The 16,789-nt window shown below is 62.6% G+C and carries 11 protein-coding genes and 1 riboswitch; of the genes, 6 read left to right on the top strand and 5 right to left on the bottom strand.

What is annotated here, in order from left to right:
• Positions 1 to 37: 37 nt before the first annotated feature.
• Positions 38 to 787, top strand: coding sequence for a histidine phosphatase family protein (locus ACMUVN_RS05315; RefSeq protein WP_047610072.1), 750 nt, complete (start codon positions 38 to 40; stop codon positions 785 to 787).
• A 95-nt stretch (positions 788 to 882) separates the two neighbouring features.
• Here ACMUVN_RS05315 and ACMUVN_RS05310 read toward each other — a convergent pair whose 3' ends face one another.
• Positions 883 to 4,035, bottom strand: coding sequence for an efflux RND transporter permease subunit (locus tag ACMUVN_RS05310; protein WP_063474991.1), 3,153 nt, complete (start codon positions 4,033 to 4,035; stop codon positions 883 to 885).
• A gap of 5 nt (positions 4,036 to 4,040) precedes the next feature.
• A complete protein-coding gene (locus ACMUVN_RS05305; RefSeq protein WP_414814904.1) occupies positions 4,041 to 5,219 on the bottom strand; it encodes an efflux RND transporter periplasmic adaptor subunit in 1,179 nt (392 codons plus the stop codon).
• A gap of 232 nt (positions 5,220 to 5,451) precedes the next feature.
• On the opposite strand from ACMUVN_RS05305, the gene ACMUVN_RS05300 reads away from it, so the two are divergent.
• Entirely contained in the window at positions 5,452 to 6,012 is a 561-nt protein-coding gene (locus tag ACMUVN_RS05300) for a TetR/AcrR family transcriptional regulator (protein WP_184389147.1), read from the top strand.
• 119 nt (positions 6,013 to 6,131) lie between these two features.
• Here ACMUVN_RS05300 and ACMUVN_RS05295 read toward each other — a convergent pair whose 3' ends face one another.
• Positions 6,132 to 7,571: an FAD-binding oxidoreductase gene (locus ACMUVN_RS05295; protein ID WP_097630999.1), complete on the bottom strand. Its 1,440-nt coding sequence runs from the start codon at positions 7,569 to 7,571 to the stop codon at positions 6,132 to 6,134.
• Positions 7,572 to 7,794: 223 nt separating this feature from the next.
• On the opposite strand from ACMUVN_RS05295, the gene ACMUVN_RS05290 reads away from it, so the two are divergent.
• Positions 7,795 to 10,107, top strand: coding sequence for an NADP-dependent malic enzyme (locus ACMUVN_RS05290; protein ID WP_063474992.1), 2,313 nt, complete (start codon positions 7,795 to 7,797; stop codon positions 10,105 to 10,107).
• Between the two features lie 66 nt (positions 10,108 to 10,173).
• On the opposite strand, the gene ACMUVN_RS05285 is transcribed toward ACMUVN_RS05290, so the two are convergent.
• The gene (locus ACMUVN_RS05285) at positions 10,174 to 10,710 is read right to left on the bottom strand and encodes a ribonuclease H family protein (protein WP_414815011.1); all 537 of its coding nucleotides are present in this window, start codon (positions 10,708 to 10,710) and stop codon (positions 10,174 to 10,176) included.
• 338 nt (positions 10,711 to 11,048) lie between these two features.
• Here ACMUVN_RS05285 and ACMUVN_RS05280 point away from each other — a divergent pair, with 338 nt between their 5' ends.
• Positions 11,049 to 12,140, top strand: a complete 1,092-nt coding sequence (locus ACMUVN_RS05280) for a DUF2865 domain-containing protein (RefSeq protein WP_132571948.1) — start codon at positions 11,049 to 11,051, stop codon at positions 12,138 to 12,140.
• Between the two features lie 3 nt (positions 12,141 to 12,143).
• On the opposite strand, the gene bluB is transcribed toward ACMUVN_RS05280, so the two are convergent.
• On the bottom strand, positions 12,144 to 12,833 hold the full coding sequence (gene bluB / locus ACMUVN_RS05275) for a 5,6-dimethylbenzimidazole synthase (protein WP_028758681.1): 690 nt from the start codon (positions 12,831 to 12,833) through the stop codon (positions 12,144 to 12,146).
• A 40-nt stretch (positions 12,834 to 12,873) separates the two neighbouring features.
• A riboswitch (cobalamin riboswitch) is annotated at positions 12,874 to 13,062 on the bottom strand.
• Between the two features lie 196 nt (positions 13,063 to 13,258).
• On the opposite strand from bluB, the gene ACMUVN_RS05270 reads away from it, so the two are divergent.
• Together ACMUVN_RS05270 and ACMUVN_RS05265 are read left to right on the top strand one after the other, a co-directional pair.
• Positions 13,259 to 14,662 carry a DHA2 family efflux MFS transporter permease subunit gene (locus tag ACMUVN_RS05270; RefSeq protein WP_097543658.1) on the top strand — a complete coding sequence of 468 codons (1,404 nt, stop codon included), beginning with the start codon at positions 13,259 to 13,261 and terminating at the stop codon, positions 14,660 to 14,662.
• A gap of 231 nt (positions 14,663 to 14,893) precedes the next feature.
• A complete protein-coding gene (locus tag ACMUVN_RS05265; protein WP_097543659.1) occupies positions 14,894 to 16,768 on the top strand; it encodes a methyl-accepting chemotaxis protein in 1,875 nt (624 codons plus the stop codon).
• Positions 16,769 to 16,789 lie beyond the last annotated feature (21 nt).

Here is a 16,789-nt window from a genome sequence, read left to right as displayed (position 1 = left end):
ATGACAGCGATTCATATCCGACAATGCGGGATGGCTGATGCGTATCTTTCTCGTTCGCCACGGCGAATCCCTCGGCAACATCAATGAACAGGCCTATCGCCAATTCGGCGATCATAACGTGCCGCTGACGCAGTGGGGCTATCGGCAGGCGCTGGAGGCAGGCAGCGTGATCGCCTCCTATGTCACGGCGTTGCCGAGCGCCGGTTTCGGCAAGCTGCACATCTGGTACTCGCCCTTTCTCAGGACGCGGCAGAGCAAGGATGCGCTGCTTGCAGCCCTGCCGGAAAGCGTCGTCGGTGACATCAGGGAGGATTATCTGCTGCGCGAGCAAGATTTCGGTCTCTTCACCGAGATCTATGATCATGCCGAACAGAAGCAGAAGTTTCCCGATGAGTTCGAAAAATGGGCAAGGCTGCGCAGCAACAGCGGCAAATTCTACGCGCGGCCGCCGGATGGCGAGAGCCGGGCGGATGTGGCCCAGCGGGTGCGCCTGTTCCTGCAGACCGTCATGCACGACGCCGAAAATAGCGACCACAACGTCGTGATCGTCGGCCATGGCGTCACCAACCGGGCGGTGGAAATGAACTTCCTGCACCGCCCCGTCGAGTGGTTCGAGCGCTCCGACAATCCCGGAAATGCCGATATCACCTTGATCGAGGGGACGCGCTCGCAAGGATACGAGTCGATCCTGCTGCATCAGGCGGTCGATCGGCAGCCGGGACAGGAAGGCGAACTGCGCGATGCCTATGGCGCCGACGTGACGATCACGCCGAAGCTCGGCGGCTAGCAACACAGCCAAGAAATGAACGGCCCGGTGCGAAGGTGTGTGGCGGTTTGCGCAAGGCAACCCGCCAACTCGTCGGTTCAGGCGGTGACGTCGCGTCAGCTCGGTGACGTCATGGTTGCCGGCTCCTGCGCGGTCGAGGCTTCCTCGTTCATCGCCTCCGGCCGTTTCGTCCTCAGGAGACGCAGCACGAAGACGAAGAAGACGGGAACGAAGAAGATCGCCAGCACCGTCGCCGAGATCATGCCGCCAAGCACGCCGGTGCCGATGGCATTCTGGCTGGCCGCGCTTGGCCCGGTGGCGATCGCCAGCGGCACCACGCCCAAGGTGAAGGCGAGCGAAGTCATGATGATCGGCCGGAAGCGCAGACGAGCGCCTTCGATCGCAGCCTCCATCAGCGATTTCCCTTCGGCAAAGCCGTCCTTGGCGAATTCGACGATCAAGATGGCGTTCTTCGCCGACAATCCGATGATCGCGATCAGGCCGACCTTGAAGTAGATGTCGTTGGACATGTCGCGGCTCATCACCGCGAGCACGCAGCCGATGACGCCGAGCGGCACGACCAGCATCACCGACAGCGGGATCGACCAGCTTTCGTAAAGCCCCGACAGCAGCAGGAAGACGAAAAGAATGCTGAGGCCGAACAGGAACGGCGCCTGCGATCCAGATCTGAGCTCCTCCAGCGACTGGCCGGTCCATTCGAAGCCGAAGCCGTCGGGAAGTTCGGCTGCCAGCCGCTCCATTTCGGCAATCGCCGCGCCCGATGAATATCCCGGCGCCGGAGCGCCGGAAATGCGCACGGCGGGGTAGCCGTTATAGCCGACGATCTGCGCCGGTCCCTTCTGCCATTCGGCGATGGCGAAGGACGACAGCGGCACCATGCCGCCGCTCGCATTGCGGACATTGAGCTTCATCAGGTCTTCGGCCTGAAGTCTGCTCTTGTCCTGCGCCTGCACGATGACGCGCTGCATGCGGCCCGAATTCGGGAAGTCGTTGACATAGCTCGAACCGAGATTGGCGGTGATCGTGCTGTTGATGTCGGCGAAGGCGACGCCGAAGGTATTTGCCTTTTCGCGGTCGATGACCAGCACGAGTTGGGCCGAGTCGGGCATGCCTTCCGGGCGGATACCGGCGATGATGGGATTCTCAGATGCCTTGCCGATCAGAATGCCCGCCGCCTCGGTCAGTGTCGCCTGGCCCTTCGCCCCACGATCCTGAAGGCGGAAGGTGAAGCCATTGGTCGTGCCGAAACCTTCGATCGGCGGCGGCGACAGCGCGAAGGACGTGGCATCCTTCAGCCCAAACAGCTGCATATTGGCGCGGTTGGAGATCTCCTGCACCGAATTGCCGGCGCCGCGTTCGGCCCAGTCCTTGAGCGTGACAAACACCAGGGCGGCGTTCGGTCCCTGCCCGGAGAAGCTGAAGCCCTGGATCGCGACGACGTTGGCAACGGCCGGTTCCTTCCTGAAGATCGCCTCGATGCTTTCGAGCGAAGCCACGGTGCGGTTGCGGCTCGCCTCCGGCGGTCCCTGCACGTCAACGATCAGGAATCCCTGGTCCTCATCCGGCACGAAGCTGCTCGGCAGGTTGACGAAGAGATAGCCGAGGCCCACGACCAGCGCGAGATAGACGGCCATGGCCCGCCAGGAGCGCTTGGCCAATCCCCCGACGGTGCGGGCGTAGCGGCCGGTCAGCCGGTCGAAATTGCGGTTGAACCAGCCGGCGATGCCCTTCTTTTCATGATGGCCCTTGATCGGTTTCAGGAAGGTGGCGCAGAGCGCCGGTGTCAGCGACAGCGCCAGGAAGGCCGAAAACAGGATGGAGACAACCATGGTCAGGCTGAACTGGCGGTAGATGATGCCGGTCGAGCCCGGGAAGAACGCCATAGGCACGAAGACGCAGGAAAGAACCAGCGTGATGCCGAGGATCGCGCCGGTGATCTGTCGCATCGCCTTCTTGGTCGCCTCCTTTGGCGACAGCCCTTCCACCGCCATCAGCCGCTCGACGTTTTCCACCACCACGATGGCGTCGTCGACGAGAATGCCGATGGCCAGCACCATCGCAAACATCGTCAGCACGTTGATCGAGAAGCCGGCGGCATACATGACAGCAAGCGTCCCAAGCAGCGCGACCGGCACGACGAGCGTTGGAATGATGGTGTAGCGGAAGCTCTGCAGGAAGATGAGCATGACGACGAAGACGAGTGCGACGGCTTCTGCGAGCGTATGCGCCACCTTCTCGATCGATGCCGAGACGAACGGGCTGGTGTCGTAGGGAACCGCATATTCGACGCCCGCCGGGAAGAAGCGCGATAGCTCCTCCATCTTCGCCTTGACCAGATTGGAGGTATTGACGGCATTGCCTGTCGACGACAGCTGGATGGCGATCGCCGCACTCGGCTGTCCGTTCAAGCGGGTGGAAAAGCTGTAGCTCTCGCTGCCCTCTTCGATGCGCGCGACATCGCGCAGCCTGACGTTCGATCCGTCGGCATTGGCGCGCAGCACGATGTCTCCGAACTCCTTGGTGTCGGTCAACTGTCCCTTGACCAGCACCGTCGCCGTCAGGTCCTGCGAGATCGGATTGGGTGCGGCGCCGATCTGGCCCGCCGCCACCTGGGCATTCTGCGCCGAAATCGCCGCGCTGATGTCGGAGGCGGTGAGGTTGAGGCCGACCATCTTGTCGGGATCGATCCAGATACGCATCGCCCGCTGCGAGGCAAACAACTGCGCGCGACCGACGCCTTCGAGACGGCGCAGCTCGCCGATGACGTTCCGGTTGAGATAGTCGCCGAGCGCCACCTCATCGGTCTTGCCGTCTGTCGAGGTCAGCGAGATGAACATCAGGAAGCCGGACGACGCCTCCTCGACCGTGATGCCCTGATCCTTGACAGACTGCGGCAACCGCGGCTCGACACGGCGGATGGCGTTCTGAACGTCAACTGAGGCCTGATCGATATCGGTGCCTGCCGCAAAAGTCGCAGTGATCGTCATCGCGCCCGATGTATCGGAGGTCGACTCGAAATAGGAAAGGTGCTCGACCCCGTTCAGCTCTTCCTCGATCTGGCGGGTGACGCCCTGATAGATATCTTGCGGCGACGCGCCGGGATAGCTGGTGGTGATGCTGAGTTGCGGCGGCGCGACCTTCGGATATTGGGCGACCGGCAGGAAGGGCAGCGCGATCAGGCCGGCGATGGAGATGAAGATCGCAAAGACCCAGGCAAGGATCGGGCGATCGATAAAGAAACGTGCCATCGAGCTTACTCCGGCTTCTTGGCGTCACCGGACGCGAGCTGGCCATCCCGCCATTCTTCCGGCGCGACCTTTGCGCCCGGCTGCAGCTTCTGGACACCGTCGACGACGAGGCGTTCGCCCGACGACAGGCCGCTTTCGACGACCCATTCATTGCCGGAGGATTGACCGAGCTCGATATCGCGCGGTTGCGCCACGTCTCCCTCCTGGACGACATAGACCTGCGCCTTGCCATCGGCCGTGCGGATGACGGCGCGCTGCGGAATGAGGATTGCCTTCACACGGACGGCCTGCTCGATGCGAACACGGACATAAAGCCCCGGCAGCAGGTCGCCCTTCGGATTGGGGAATTCACCGCGGAGCGTGACCTGACCCGTCGTCGCATCGACGCTGGCGCTGCTGAAGAGCAGCTTTCCGGCTTCGCCATAGACCGTGCCGTTGTCGAAGACGAGCTTGATATCGGCCTTCCCGGCTTCCGTCGATGCCAGGCTGCCGTTCTCGACCGCCCGCTTCAGCGCCAGCAGGTCTCCGGAGGATTGCGTGAAGTCGGCATAGACCGGGTCGATCTGCTGGATCATCGCCAGTGCATCCCCGGCGTCGGCCGTCACCAGCGCGCCTTCCGTCACCAGCGCGCCGCCGATGATGCCAGTGATCGGCGCCCGGACTTCGGTATAGCCGAGATTGATCTTCGCCTCGTCGAGCGCTGCCTGCGCCAGCGCGACATCGGCATCGGCCTGGGCAAGGGCGACGGCGGCCGCATCATATTCGATACCGCTTGCGACATCGCGGTCGCGCAGCGACTTCTGGCGCTCCAACTGCTGGCGGGCATTCAACTGCGTCGCCTTGGCGCGCTCGAGGCTTGCCTCGGCACTCGCCACGCGGACCCGGAAGAGCGCCGGATCGATGCGGTAGAGCACGTCACCCTGGTGAACGAGACTGCCCTGTTCGAACACCCGTTCCTGCAGGATGCCGGAAACCCTAGCCCGCACTTCCGAAACGCGCGTTGCGGCAATGCGGCCGGGCAATTCGCTGACAACGGGAACCGGACGCGCCTTGAGCGTTAGGACGCTGACGGCTGCAGGCGGCATCGCGCCGCCTTCCTGTGCGTGAGCCGGCAGGCCGGCGCCGAGCAACAGCGCCAACGTCAGCGCGTAACCTAATGATTTCGGACGAAAAAGCATATTCATAAGCCTTCCTGATGGTCCGCTGGGGTCCAAAAAAGCACAGCCCGCCGACATGACGTTCGGCGGGCCTCGTGAACCGACAGATAGTCGATCTTTTTTCGCATTGCAAGATACCTACCGGTCGGTATGATAGTATTCTCATACTTGAAGTTCCCATGGTCCGGCGATCCCGGGAGTGATACTGATCCTCTCGAACCGTCTCGACGCGAAGCTTATCCCGAACACAGGTCATGCATTGGTAGATAGCCCCCGCAACAGAAAGAAACAGCCGGATGTCGTGCGGCAGGCTCTTCTCGATTGCGCCACGAAGCTGGCGCTCGAACATGGTCTCGCCGCCGTCAGCCTGCAGGCAGTCGCCAGCGCAGCCGGCGTGACCAAGGGAGGTCTGTTTCACCACTTCCCCAATAAGCAGGCGCTCATAGAAGCCGTATTCGACGGCATGATGGAAAATCTCGACCGCGAGATCGATCAGGAACTGGAAAGGGATAAGGGCGGCCACGGCACATTCACCCGCGCCTATGTCCGCACGCTATTTGCCGACCGCGCCCTTAACCAAAGCCCTTGGTCGGCGCAGACCATGACCGTGCTTGCCGACCCCTACTCCAAGTCGCTCTGGCATAAATGGATGAATGACCGGCTCATCAAACACGCCGAAACCGACGCTGGAATGCGGCTCGAAATCGTTCGCCTGGCGGCGGACGGAGCATGGCTTGCCCATGTTCTGAGGCCTGACAACCAGGCGGCTCCCGACGACACGGCGCTGTTGCAGGAATTGATCGAACTCACCAAAGGCTGACAAAGAACAGATTGTCACCGGCCGAGGACATCAGTCGTCGAGCATTCGGATCATTTTGCCGCCGCGCGTAAAGCGAACGCGCGGCGCAGGCTCAATGCCTTGATGTCGCGCCATTCCCGTCAGGCAGCCCGTACGGCCGCCGTGGGTTTGACGTTCTGGTTCATCCGGAACAGATTGTTCGGATCGTAACGCCGCTTGATTTCGGCAAGGCGGCTGTAATTGGCACCGTAAGCGCTTTCGACCCGATCGGTCTCGTCCTCCGGCATAAAGTTGACATAGGCGGTGCCAACCGAATGCGGCTTGGTTGCCTCGAAGAGTTCCCGCGCCCAACCGACGCAATTTCCGTCCATTCCCGTTTCCCGCCAGCGGGCATGCACATTCATGACGAAATGCGAGCTGCGCTGCGGAAATGCGGTGGCCTCTGTGGGCACGCGGCCGGCAGCACCGCCGACATGGCCGATGAAGATCTCGCATTCCGGTCCGGGCAGCTTGCGCACGGCCTTGAGCAGCACGTCGATTGCCGCATCCGATAGGGCGGCGAAATCCTGGCTCTTCCAGTAATTGCGCGCACCGGGCGTCAGCAGCGGGTCGAATGCCTGCTGCCAGCCGGTGAACGGCACCGGGCTGACGACGTCGGCAATCGGCTTTCCGATCGCGCGCAATCTCGCCGCAGCCTTCTCTCCCGCCGCAATGTCTCCGCAATAGCACATGGCGAGCACCACGATCTCCTTGCCGTGCCATTCGGTGGGAATGAACGGCAGCGGCGGCGCCTGGCGCATCACCACCCAGCAGGTCAATTCGTCGGGTGCTTCTTCCAGTGCCTGCCGGTACTCCTTAAGCACCTTTTCCGCATCGGCGAAGGGATGCACGACGAGGCCGGCCAGCACCTCTGTGTTGAGCGGGTTGAGCTTGAACTCGAAGGAGGTGACGACGCCGAAATTGCCGCCGCCGCCGCGCAGCGCCCAGAACAGGTCAGGTTTCTCAGTCTCGCTCGCCTTGACCAGCTCACCGTCGGCCGTCACCACATCGACCGAAAGCAGATTGTCGAGCGTTAGCCCGAATTTGCGGGTCAGCCAGCCGAAGCCGCCGCCGAGCGTCAGGCCGGCGATGCCGGTGGTGGAATTGATCCCGGTCGGCAGTACCAGCCCGAAGGCCAGCGTTTCCTTGTCGACATCGGCAAGCGTCGCCCCCGGCTCGATCCTGGCGCGCTTGGTCTCAGGATCGACCCGCACCGACTTCATCGCCGACAGGTCGATGACGATACCGCCCTCGCAGACGGCGTTGCCGGCAATGCCGTGCCCGCCGCCACGCACTGAAACGAGCAGATTATTGTCGCGTGCAAACCGCACAGCCCGCACGACATCGGCTGCACCGGCGCAACGCGCGATAAGCCCGGGCCGGCGATCGATCATCGCATTCCAGATCGCCCGCGCATCGTTGTAATCCATATCCTTGCTGGTCAGCAGACTGCCGCGAAATCCGGCGGCAAAGGCATCGATGGCTACGTCATTGACCATCGTCTGACCCCTTTGCAGAGTCGTCAGGTTCAAATTGTCCATGATTTCCTCCATGCGACCGGCGCCCCGCACCGTCGCGGCCGGCATCCTGCGCCTGTTGAGGTCGTCAAACAAGTTTTCCAAAAGGATTAGCTAACCAGGGCCGCCGCTTGGCCCCACGGCACGCTCATCACGAAAACTTTTCCCATCCCCCATTTCCATACTGTCGCCCGTATCCGATTGATGTATGGAGGGAACTCCCAAAAAGACGTGCACGGAGGCGGCAATGGATCACCCGGATAAATCCAAGACGGAAAAGAACCTGACGAGCGGCGATCTCGACGAACAGGCGCTTTTCTTCCACCGCTATCCCCGTCCGGGCAAGTTGGAGATCCAGGCGACCAAGCCACTCGGCAACCAGCGCGACCTGGCGCTCGCCTATTCGCCGGGTGTTGCCGCGCCCTGCCTCGCCATCCGCGACAATCCCGAAATGGCGGCCGAATACACCTCGCGCGCCAATCTCGTCGCCGTCATCTCCAACGGCACCGCCGTGCTCGGCCTCGGCAATATCGGCCCGCTCGCCTCCAAGCCGGTTATGGAGGGCAAGGCCGTACTCTTCAAGAAATTCGCCGGCATCGACGTCTTCGACATCGAGATCGACGCAGCAAGCGTCGAGCAGATGGTCTCGACCGTCTCCTCGCTGGAACCGACCTTCGGCGGCATCAACCTCGAAGATATCAAGGCACCGGAATGTTTCGAGGTCGAGCGGCGCCTGCGCGAGAAGATGAAGATCCCAGTCTTCCACGACGATCAGCACGGCACGGCGATCATCGTCGCCGCCGCGATTCTGAACGGGCTGGAACTCGCCGGCAAGAACATCGCCGACATCAAAATCGTCGCCTCCGGCGCGGGTGCTGCCGCCCTTGCCTGCCTCAACCTGCTTGTCATTCTCGGGGCGAAGCGCGAAAACATCTGGGTCCACGATCTCGAAGGCCTCGTCTACGAGGGCCGCACCGAGCTGATGGACGAATGGAAATCCGTCTATGCCCAGAAGAGCGACACGCGCACGCTGGCCGAAAATATCGGCGGCGCCGACGTCTTCCTCGGCCTGTCCGCCGCCGGCGTCCTGAAGCCGGAGCTGCTGGCGCAGATGGCCGACAAGCCGCTGATCATGGCGCTCGCCAACCCGACGCCGGAGATCATGCCGGATCTCGCCCGCGCCGCCCGCCCCGATGCGATGATCTGCACCGGCCGCTCGGATTTCGCCAACCAGGTCAACAACGTCCTCTGCTTCCCCTATATCTTCCGCGGCGCGCTCGATTGCGGCGCCGAGACGATCAATGAGGAAATGAAGATGGCGGCGGTGCGCGCCATCGCCGCGCTTGCCCGGGAAGAGCCGTCCGACGTCGCCGCCCGTGCTTATTCCGGTGAGACCCCGGTCTTCGGTCCGGATTACCTCATCCCCTCGCCCTTCGATCCGCGCCTCATCCTGCGCATCGCGCCTGCGGTCGCCAAGGCAGCAGAACAGAGCGGCGTGGCGCGTCGCCCGATCCAGGATTTCGACGCCTATCTCGACCAGCTGAACCGCTTCGTCTTCCGCTCCGGCTTCGTCATGAAGCCGATCTTCACCGCCGCCAAGGCTGCAGAGCGCAAGCGCGTCATCTTCTCCGAAGGCGAGGACGAACGCGTGCTGCGCGCCGCCCAGGTGCTGCTCGAGGAAGGCCTCGCCGAACCGATCCTGATCGGCCGCCCGCAGGTCATCGAGACGCGCCTCAAACGCTATGGCCTGCGCATCCGCCCGCTGCAGGATTTCGAGGTGATCAATCCGGAAGACGATCCGCGCTTCCGTGAATATGTCGATCTCTATTTCTCGCTCGTCGGCCGTCGCGGTGTCATTCCCGAAGCCGCCCGCACCATCGTGCGCACCAACACCACCGTCATCGGCGCGCTGGCGCTGCGGCGCGGTGAGGCCGATGCGCTGATCTGCGGCCTCGAAGGCCGTTACGAGAAGCATCTGCGCGACGTCCGCCTGATCATCGGCAAGCGCAAGGATGTCCGTGATTTCTCCGCACTCAGTCTGATGATCTCGCAGCGCGGCGCCACCTTCTTCACCGACACCTATGTCACCTTCAATCCGACCGCCGAGGAGGTTGCCGAGGCGACGGTGCTGGCGGCCGAGGAAATCCGCCGTTTCGGCATCACCCCGCGCGCCGCCCTCGTCTCGCACTCCAACTTCGGCTCGCGCGAATCCGAAAGCGCCACGAAGATGCGCAGCGCTCTGCAGCTCGTGCGCGACGCCGCTCCCGATCTCGAAGTCGACGGCGAGATGCATGGCGAAAGCGCCATCACCGAAGCGTTGCGCAAGCGCGTCATGCCGGACACGACCTTGCACGACGAAGCGAACCTCCTGGTCTTCCCGAACCTCGATGCCGCCAACATCACGCTTGGTGTCGTCAAGTCGATGACCGACGGCCTGCATGTCGGACCGATCCTGCTCGGCACGGCCCTGCCCGCACACATCCTTGCCCCTTCGGTCACCTCCCGCGGCGTCGTCAACATGGCGGCACTCGCCGTCGTCGAAGCATCGCAGCCGGCCTAAGCCGGCTCCTCATTTCGTCATGCTCAGGCTTGTCCTGGGCATCTGCAACCGGTTGATATGAAACAGCTATCGGGCGCCTTGTAACGAAAGGCGCCCTCTATCCGCAAGCGCATCCGCGCGTTCGTTGCCGGCGATGCCGAAATGGCCTTTGCACCAGGCAATTGCCACCAGACCGTTCTGGGACAGCTGAAGGTCAACCGCTTTCCAGAGTTCCGCATTGGCGATCGTTCGGCTTCGGCCATTGCCATTCGGGCTGCTTTTCTTCCAGCCATTGTTCTTCCAGATATGCCGCCGGCTGTTGCAGCCTTTGACGACGTAGACGGAATCCGACCAGATGGTCGCAGGTTCGCCTGTTGTTTGGCTATTGAACCATATTGCCGCGTTGAGGACGGCGGCCAATTCCATCGAATTATTGGCGGAATCTTCGACGCCGCCGAAGCCGGAGGCGATCTCCACGGCATCGCGATAAGCGACAAAAGCCCAGCCCCCATGCCCGGAGCCGGGTTCGTAGCAACCGTCAACGAAGAGGTGGAGGCCATGTTGGCCTTCCGATATTCCGACTGTTGTTGCAGGGAAGTGAAGCTTGTTGGAAATGCTCGTCATTTTCTCCGCTTTTTGCCTTCGCTGCGCCAGCGCAATTTGCGACTGCCTGCTCGCCCCGAAGCGGACATTCGAACTGTACCTCTGCGTTGTGTCAACCATTGACGATGGTGGCGGCAACAGCGCCCGCCCCGACCGAGAACTGTAGGGCAATGTGGATCATGGACAATGAATCTGCCCCGACCTCCCCTTACGGAAGATTACCCGCGTCTGCTGGATAAGATCGCGAAAATGCGCTAGGATTTTCTCCAAGCTCATTAAGAGAAACGCCTTAAGAGACAATGCGCGGCGATCGAGGCCGCAATCGACCGATCGACTTTTTGCTCACCCCGGACGACGCCGTGAAACCCCGAAAATTGTCTCTTGCCCTCCTCCTCGCCTTCGCAGCGCCCGCCGCCGCGCAGACGAGCGCTGTCTGCGAGGACCTGCGTGGCCGTCTCGCCGATCTGCCGCGATCGATCGGCAATAGCAACGGCCGGGAGGCGCGCCAATATGCCAGCGCCATGGCCGAGCAGAACCTCGAGCTGCGCAAGGTTCGCAACGAGCTGCGCAACAATGACTGCACCTCGGGCAGCATGGTCGTGATCGGCGGCGAGAATGCCGATTATTGCGGTGAACTCTCGCAGTCCGAAGCCCGCATGATCGACAATATCCAATATCTCCAGGACCGCCGTAACGAGCTGGCCGGCCAGAGCGGCGATGATGGGACACGCCGTGAACTGATCGCCGCGCTCGATCTCAATGGCTGCAACAGCGAAAACTTCTATGCCCCGAGCGATCGCAACGCCGCCGACCCCGCCCCGAGCATCGAGGAGCAGGCGATGCGCACCGATACCTTCATTCCGCTCGGCGGCGGTGAAGAGGTCGATCCGCGCTACGGCCTGCCGCGGGCCGAAATGCTCTCGCCGGTCAGCACCATGTGCGTGCGCACCTGCGACGGCGGCTTCTTCCCGATCAGCTCGAACGCCACTTCGGTCGATTTCGGCCGCGACGCCCAGACGTGCGCCAAGATGTGCCCGGGTATCGAGACCGAGCTGTTCTATCGTGACGTGACGAGCACCGAAGCCTCGAACATGATCTCGGTCGCAACGGGCACGCCCTACAGCGCCATGAAAAACGCCTTTGCCTACAAGAACCGCACGCCGGGGGAAAAGTCCTCCTGCGCCTGCAATCTCACCGCCTACTACGATGAGATGCGCGGCAAGCAGCCGTCAAGCGAACCGCCGCAACAAGGTTCGATCACCACCATCCGCACCAATCCCACGGCGAAGGATGCTGCCGCAGCCCCACCGCAACCATCCGTCCCGGAGCGCCCCTACGATCCCGTGCAGAACAAGGTCCGCCAGGTCGGCCCGCAATTCCTTGCCGGTGATCAAGGCTCGATAGACCTCGCCAATCCGGCAACACCGGGGCCGCAGCCTCAACAGCAGTGATTGCTACGGGTCGTTGCGTCCCCACCCGTCATGGAAGACGAGCTCTTGGAGCGGCAGACGCTGCCGCCAGCCTTTGACGGACAGTTCCGGCTCGTCATAAAGCCGATCGACGAAACCGGCACAGAGCCAAGCGACCACCTCGATATGCTCGGGTATGCCGAGAATGCTTTTCAGATCGCCTTCGCGAAAAATGCTGACCCAGCCGATGCCGACCCCTTCCGCCCGCGCCGCAAGCCAGAGATTCTGGATGGCGCAGACTGTGGAATAGCTATCCATCCTGGGATTGTGGGTGCGCCCCAGCACCACGCTGCCGCTGCGGGTGGGGTCGCAGGTCACGCATATGCCGAGCGGTGCCTCGGTGATGCCTTCGAGCTTGAGGGAGCGGTATGCCTGCCGCCGCTCGCCGGTAAACATCAGCGCCGCCTCCTCATTGGCCTTCACAAAGGCGTCCTGGACGCGCGCCCGGACCGCGGCACTTTTCACCAGAATGAAATTCCACGGCTGCATGAAGCCGACGGAGGGCGCATGATGGGCGGCCGTCAGCAGCCGCTCCACGACATCGTCAGGCAAGGGGTCGGGCAGGAACTGGCTGCGAACGTCGCGCCGCGTCTTGATCGCGTGATAGACGGCCTCGCGCTCGGCCAAGGAAAAACCGGACGCCGCCGAAAGGGCATCCTCATCAAAGGGTCGCATCGTCAAATCCCCAACAACGCAACCGCCCGCCGTCCGCGCGGATCGGTCAATCTTGCCAGGCCGGTCTTCTGACTCGGCGTCATCCGTCTGCCGCAGCCTTCCCGGCGAGAAGCCAGTGGCGAGATGAAGCGGCAAGCGTCGGCCTTACAGCGTTGGGCACGTTCCGGCCTTGCACCGGATTCCCGATTCTCCCGCGTTGATGGCGGGCACCTGACGGCGCATCTATTTCAGGAAAGCGCGGCGACGGCAAGCCGGCCCGAGGTCGCAGTCGGGAACCACGTTGAGCCACGCACCCTCCCGCGTCGGTTTGAAGCGGCTCGACAAGCTCCTTCATCCATAGTTTCTATGGCCTTATCACCACCGAAGGCGTATGGACGATACAGTCCCTCGCAGCATCCCGGTTGCCCGTGCCCCGCCTCACGCCCATGATCCTTGCGGTCGCCCTGTTCATGGAACAGATGGATTCGACCGTGATCGCCACCAGCCTGCCGGCGATCGCAGCCGATATCGGCACCTCGCCGATCGCGCTGAAGCTCGCCGTCACCAGCTATCTCGTGGCACTGGCGATCTTCATCCCGATCAGCGGCTGGATGTCCGATCGGTTCGGTGCGCGCAACATCTTCCGCATGGCGATCTTCGTCTTCATGATCGGCTCGGTCGCCTGCGCTTTCTCCAACTCGATCACGGCCTTCGTCATCTCACGGCTGGTCCAAGGCGCCGGCGGCTCGATGATGACGCCGGTCAGCCGCCTGCTTTTGGTCCGGGGAACGCCACGCCACGAACTCGTCGACGCCATGGCCTGGCTCACCATTCCCGCCTTGATCGGCCCGATCTTGGGGCCGCCGATCGGCGGTTTCCTCACCACCTATCTCACCTGGCACTGGATCTTCTGGATCAACGTCCCGATCGGCGTGCTCGGCATCATCCTCGTCACCCGTTTCCTGCCGGCGGTCGAGCCGCGCAGCCCGCGGCCGATGGATTTCCCGGGCTTCTTCCTCTGCGGCCTCGGTTTCTCCGGCTTCGTCTTCGGCGTCTCGGTGATCAGCCTGCCGGCCGTGCCCGTCATCTACGGTTATGTCACGGTTGCGATCGGCATCCTTTCCGGTCTCCTCTACCTCCTGCATGCTCGCCGCGCGCCCTATCCGCTTCTCGATCCGAAGATGTTCCGCTACCCGATGTTCCGGGCGGCGATCCTCGGCGCCTCGAATTTCCGCATGGGGCTCGGCGCGCTGCCCTTCCTGATGCCGCTGATGCTGCAGCTCGGCTTCGGCCTGACGCCGTTGCAGTCGGGCTCGGTCACCTTCGTCAGCGCACTCGGCTCCATGGGCTCGAAATTCGCCGCCTCGCGCACCTTCAATGCCTTCGGCTTCCGCACCGTCATATCAATCACCACCTTGCTGGCGGCGATCTTCCTCGGCATCAACGGCCTGTTCACCGCCGAAACCCCGCTGTTCCTGATCATGGCCTGCCTGCTGATCGGCGGCCTGTTCCGCTCCATGGCTTTCTCGGGCGTCAACGCCATGGCCTTCGGCGATGTCGACGCCGCCGACAGCAGCCAGGCAACCGCGATCAATGCCGTTGCCCAGCGTATCTCCATGGCAATGGGTGTGGCGATCGCCGGCGGCATCCTCGAAATTTCGAGCAGCTTCCATAGCGGCCGGCTGCTGGTCTCGGATTTCCACGTCGCCTTCTTCAGCGTCTCGGCGATTTCGGCGCTCGCCTGCATCACCTTCCTGCGCCTGCCGCGCGATGCCGGCGCGGAACTGACGACGCGCCGCCGCAAACACCGGCAGACGGAGCCTGAAGAGGCGATCGCGGAAAACAGCTGATCGCGGCAGATCACCAGCGGGCGTGATAGCGAAATCACACGCGTGTGCTCCGGCATCCCTTTCTACTTTATGATTTATTCACACATCAAATACACACTGCGTTTGCGCGTTTTGGGTCGCTATCAGGACATGGGCATGAGCGCTCGTGATGTGACCGTCAGCGTGGATGCCCGTATTGATACGCCGGTCGGGAACATGTCCGACTGAGCCGCAATTCTAGGCCCCCGCGGAATGTTCCAATTTTTGAAAACGATGCCTCTGACAGCCAAGCTGGCGGCGATTATCGTGGCCGTCAATCTGTGCGGCATTTCCGCCTTTGCTACCTACACATGGATGTACGAAACCCGAGCGCTGATCGACGGCGCCAAGGCGAACTGGTCCAAGGATGCGGAGCAGTTTGCCTCTCTGGCGGCGGGCGGCGTGAAATGGGGCAAGGCGAATGCCGTTCGAGAGGCTTATTCGCTCTACCGCGACGATCCCTCGCTCGATCTCGTGCAGTTTGCCGCATTCAATGCGGAGGCTGTCGCCGTCGACACCTGGACACGTGACGGCATCAACGGTCTGCCCGCAGCGGCCGATCTGGCGAAGGGCCTGAGTGCAAAGCCGGAAAAGACGACCATCAATGACGGCGGGTTATCTGCCGGCGTGGTGACGATCACCGCACCCCTCCCGCTGGATAAGTCAGGCAAGGTCACCGGTTATATCGTCACCAACTGGTCCGTCGAAAAAATCGCTTCTGAAGTCAAGCAGAAGGTTCTCGTTTCGCTGCTCACGCAGTCCGCGATCACCGCCTTGGCCGTCATCGCCTTCCTTCTTGCCATGCGCAGCCTCGTTGGCCGGCCCATCCGGATCATCAGCGAACGGATCAGCGCCTTGCAGAAAGGCGACCTGGCCTCTCCCGTCACCTACAAGGAAAATGGCGACGAGATCGGCTTCCTGGCGCGTGCGTTGGAAGTTTTCCGCCACGAGGCGATTGCGAAGGTCGAAAGGGAGCAGGCCGCTGCCGAGCAGAGCGCTTCGCTCGATGCCGAACGGGCGCGCAACGCATTGTTCACGGAAGAGGCCAGCAACACGCAGCGGCTGGTCATGACCGCTCTCGCAAATGCATTGGAAAAGCTCGCCGCAGGCGACTTCTCCGTACACCTGGCCGATCTCGGTCCGGAATTCGATAAGTTGCGGCAGGATTTCAACAACATGGTCGAGGCCGTCGCCGCCGCACTGACGGAGATCAAGGCCGCCTCCGTGGCGGTTGAAGGCGGCTCGAGCGAGCTTGCCTCCTCCGCAGATCAACTCGCCAAGCGGACCGAGCAACAGGCGGCATCATTGGAACAGACCGCTGCCGCATTGGATGAGATGACCACCACCGTCCGAACATCGTCGCAGCGCGCCGAAAATACCGGGAAGCTGGTCGAGGAGACGAAGCGCAGCGCTCACGTCTCGGCGACGGTGGTGCGTGATGCCATCGGCGCGATGGACCGTATTCAGACCTCGTCGAGCCAGATCGGCCGCATTATCGGCGTCATCGACGAAATCGCCTTCCAGACGAACCTGCTGGCGCTGAACGCCGGCGTCGAGGCGGCGCGTGCGGGCGAAGCCGGCAAGGGTTTTGCGGTTGTCGCGCAGGAGGTGCGTGAACTCGCCCAGCGGTCGGCAAATGCCGCCAAAGAAATCAAGAACCTGATCAATGTGTCCGGCCAAGAGGTTGCCGCAGGCGTCGGGCTGGTGAACGAAACCGGCGACGCTCTCCTGAAGATCGAGGAGCAGATCAACCGCATCAGCGACAGTATCGCCTCCATCGTCCAGTCCTATCGCGAACAGGCGACCGGTCTGCAGGAAATCAATGGCGCGATCAACCAGATGGATCAGGCGACGCAACAGAACGCAGCAATGGTCGAGGAAACCAATGCGGCCTGCCAGGAACTGCTGTCGCAGGGACGCCAACTGCAGGACTCGGCCGGCAGATTCGTCGTCGGCGCGGCCGCGGCCAGCCAGACCAAACCCGTTCAACCCGCCCGCCAATCTCGTCCCGAACCCCGAGCCTACGTGCAGCGTCATGCAGGCAATGCCGCCGTTGCCGCCGCTCCCGGTGCCTGGGAAGAGTTCTGACGCCGCCTTCGTCCGATAAGC

It is taken from the genome of Rhizobium sp. IY2, from assembly GCF_047532935.1.
GTDB classification, from domain to species: Bacteria; Pseudomonadota; Alphaproteobacteria; order Rhizobiales; family Rhizobiaceae; genus Rhizobium; species Rhizobium anhuiense.
Note: the sequence above shows the minus strand (reverse complement) of the source record. Positions and strands in the feature narration are given on the sequence as shown.

Bases quoted from the DNA above. Each gene is read 5' to 3' on its own strand.
- ACMUVN_RS05290 (WP_063474992.1), top strand. From the start codon at position 7,795: ATGGATCACCCGGATAAATCCAAGACGGAAAAGAACCTGACGAGCGGC.
- ACMUVN_RS05305 (WP_414814904.1), bottom strand. From the start codon at position 5,219: ATGAATATGCTTTTTCGTCCGAAATCATTAGGTTACGCGCTGACGTTG.
- ACMUVN_RS05285 (WP_414815011.1), bottom strand. From the start codon at position 10,710: ATGACGAGCATTTCCAACAAGCTTCACTTCCCTGCAACAACAGTCGGA.
- ACMUVN_RS05270 (WP_097543658.1), top strand. From the start codon at position 13,259: ATGATCCTTGCGGTCGCCCTGTTCATGGAACAGATGGATTCGACCGTG.
- ACMUVN_RS05265 (WP_097543659.1), top strand. From the start codon at position 14,894: ATGTTCCAATTTTTGAAAACGATGCCTCTGACAGCCAAGCTGGCGGCG.
- ACMUVN_RS05310 (WP_063474991.1), bottom strand. From the start codon at position 4,035: ATGGCACGTTTCTTTATCGATCGCCCGATCCTTGCCTGGGTCTTTGCG.
- bluB (WP_028758681.1), bottom strand. From the start codon at position 12,833: ATGCGACCCTTTGATGAGGATGCCCTTTCGGCGGCGTCCGGTTTTTCC.
- ACMUVN_RS05295 (WP_097630999.1), bottom strand. From the start codon at position 7,571: ATGGACAATTTGAACCTGACGACTCTGCAAAGGGGTCAGACGATGGTC.
- ACMUVN_RS05315 (WP_047610072.1), top strand. From the start codon at position 38: ATGCGTATCTTTCTCGTTCGCCACGGCGAATCCCTCGGCAACATCAAT.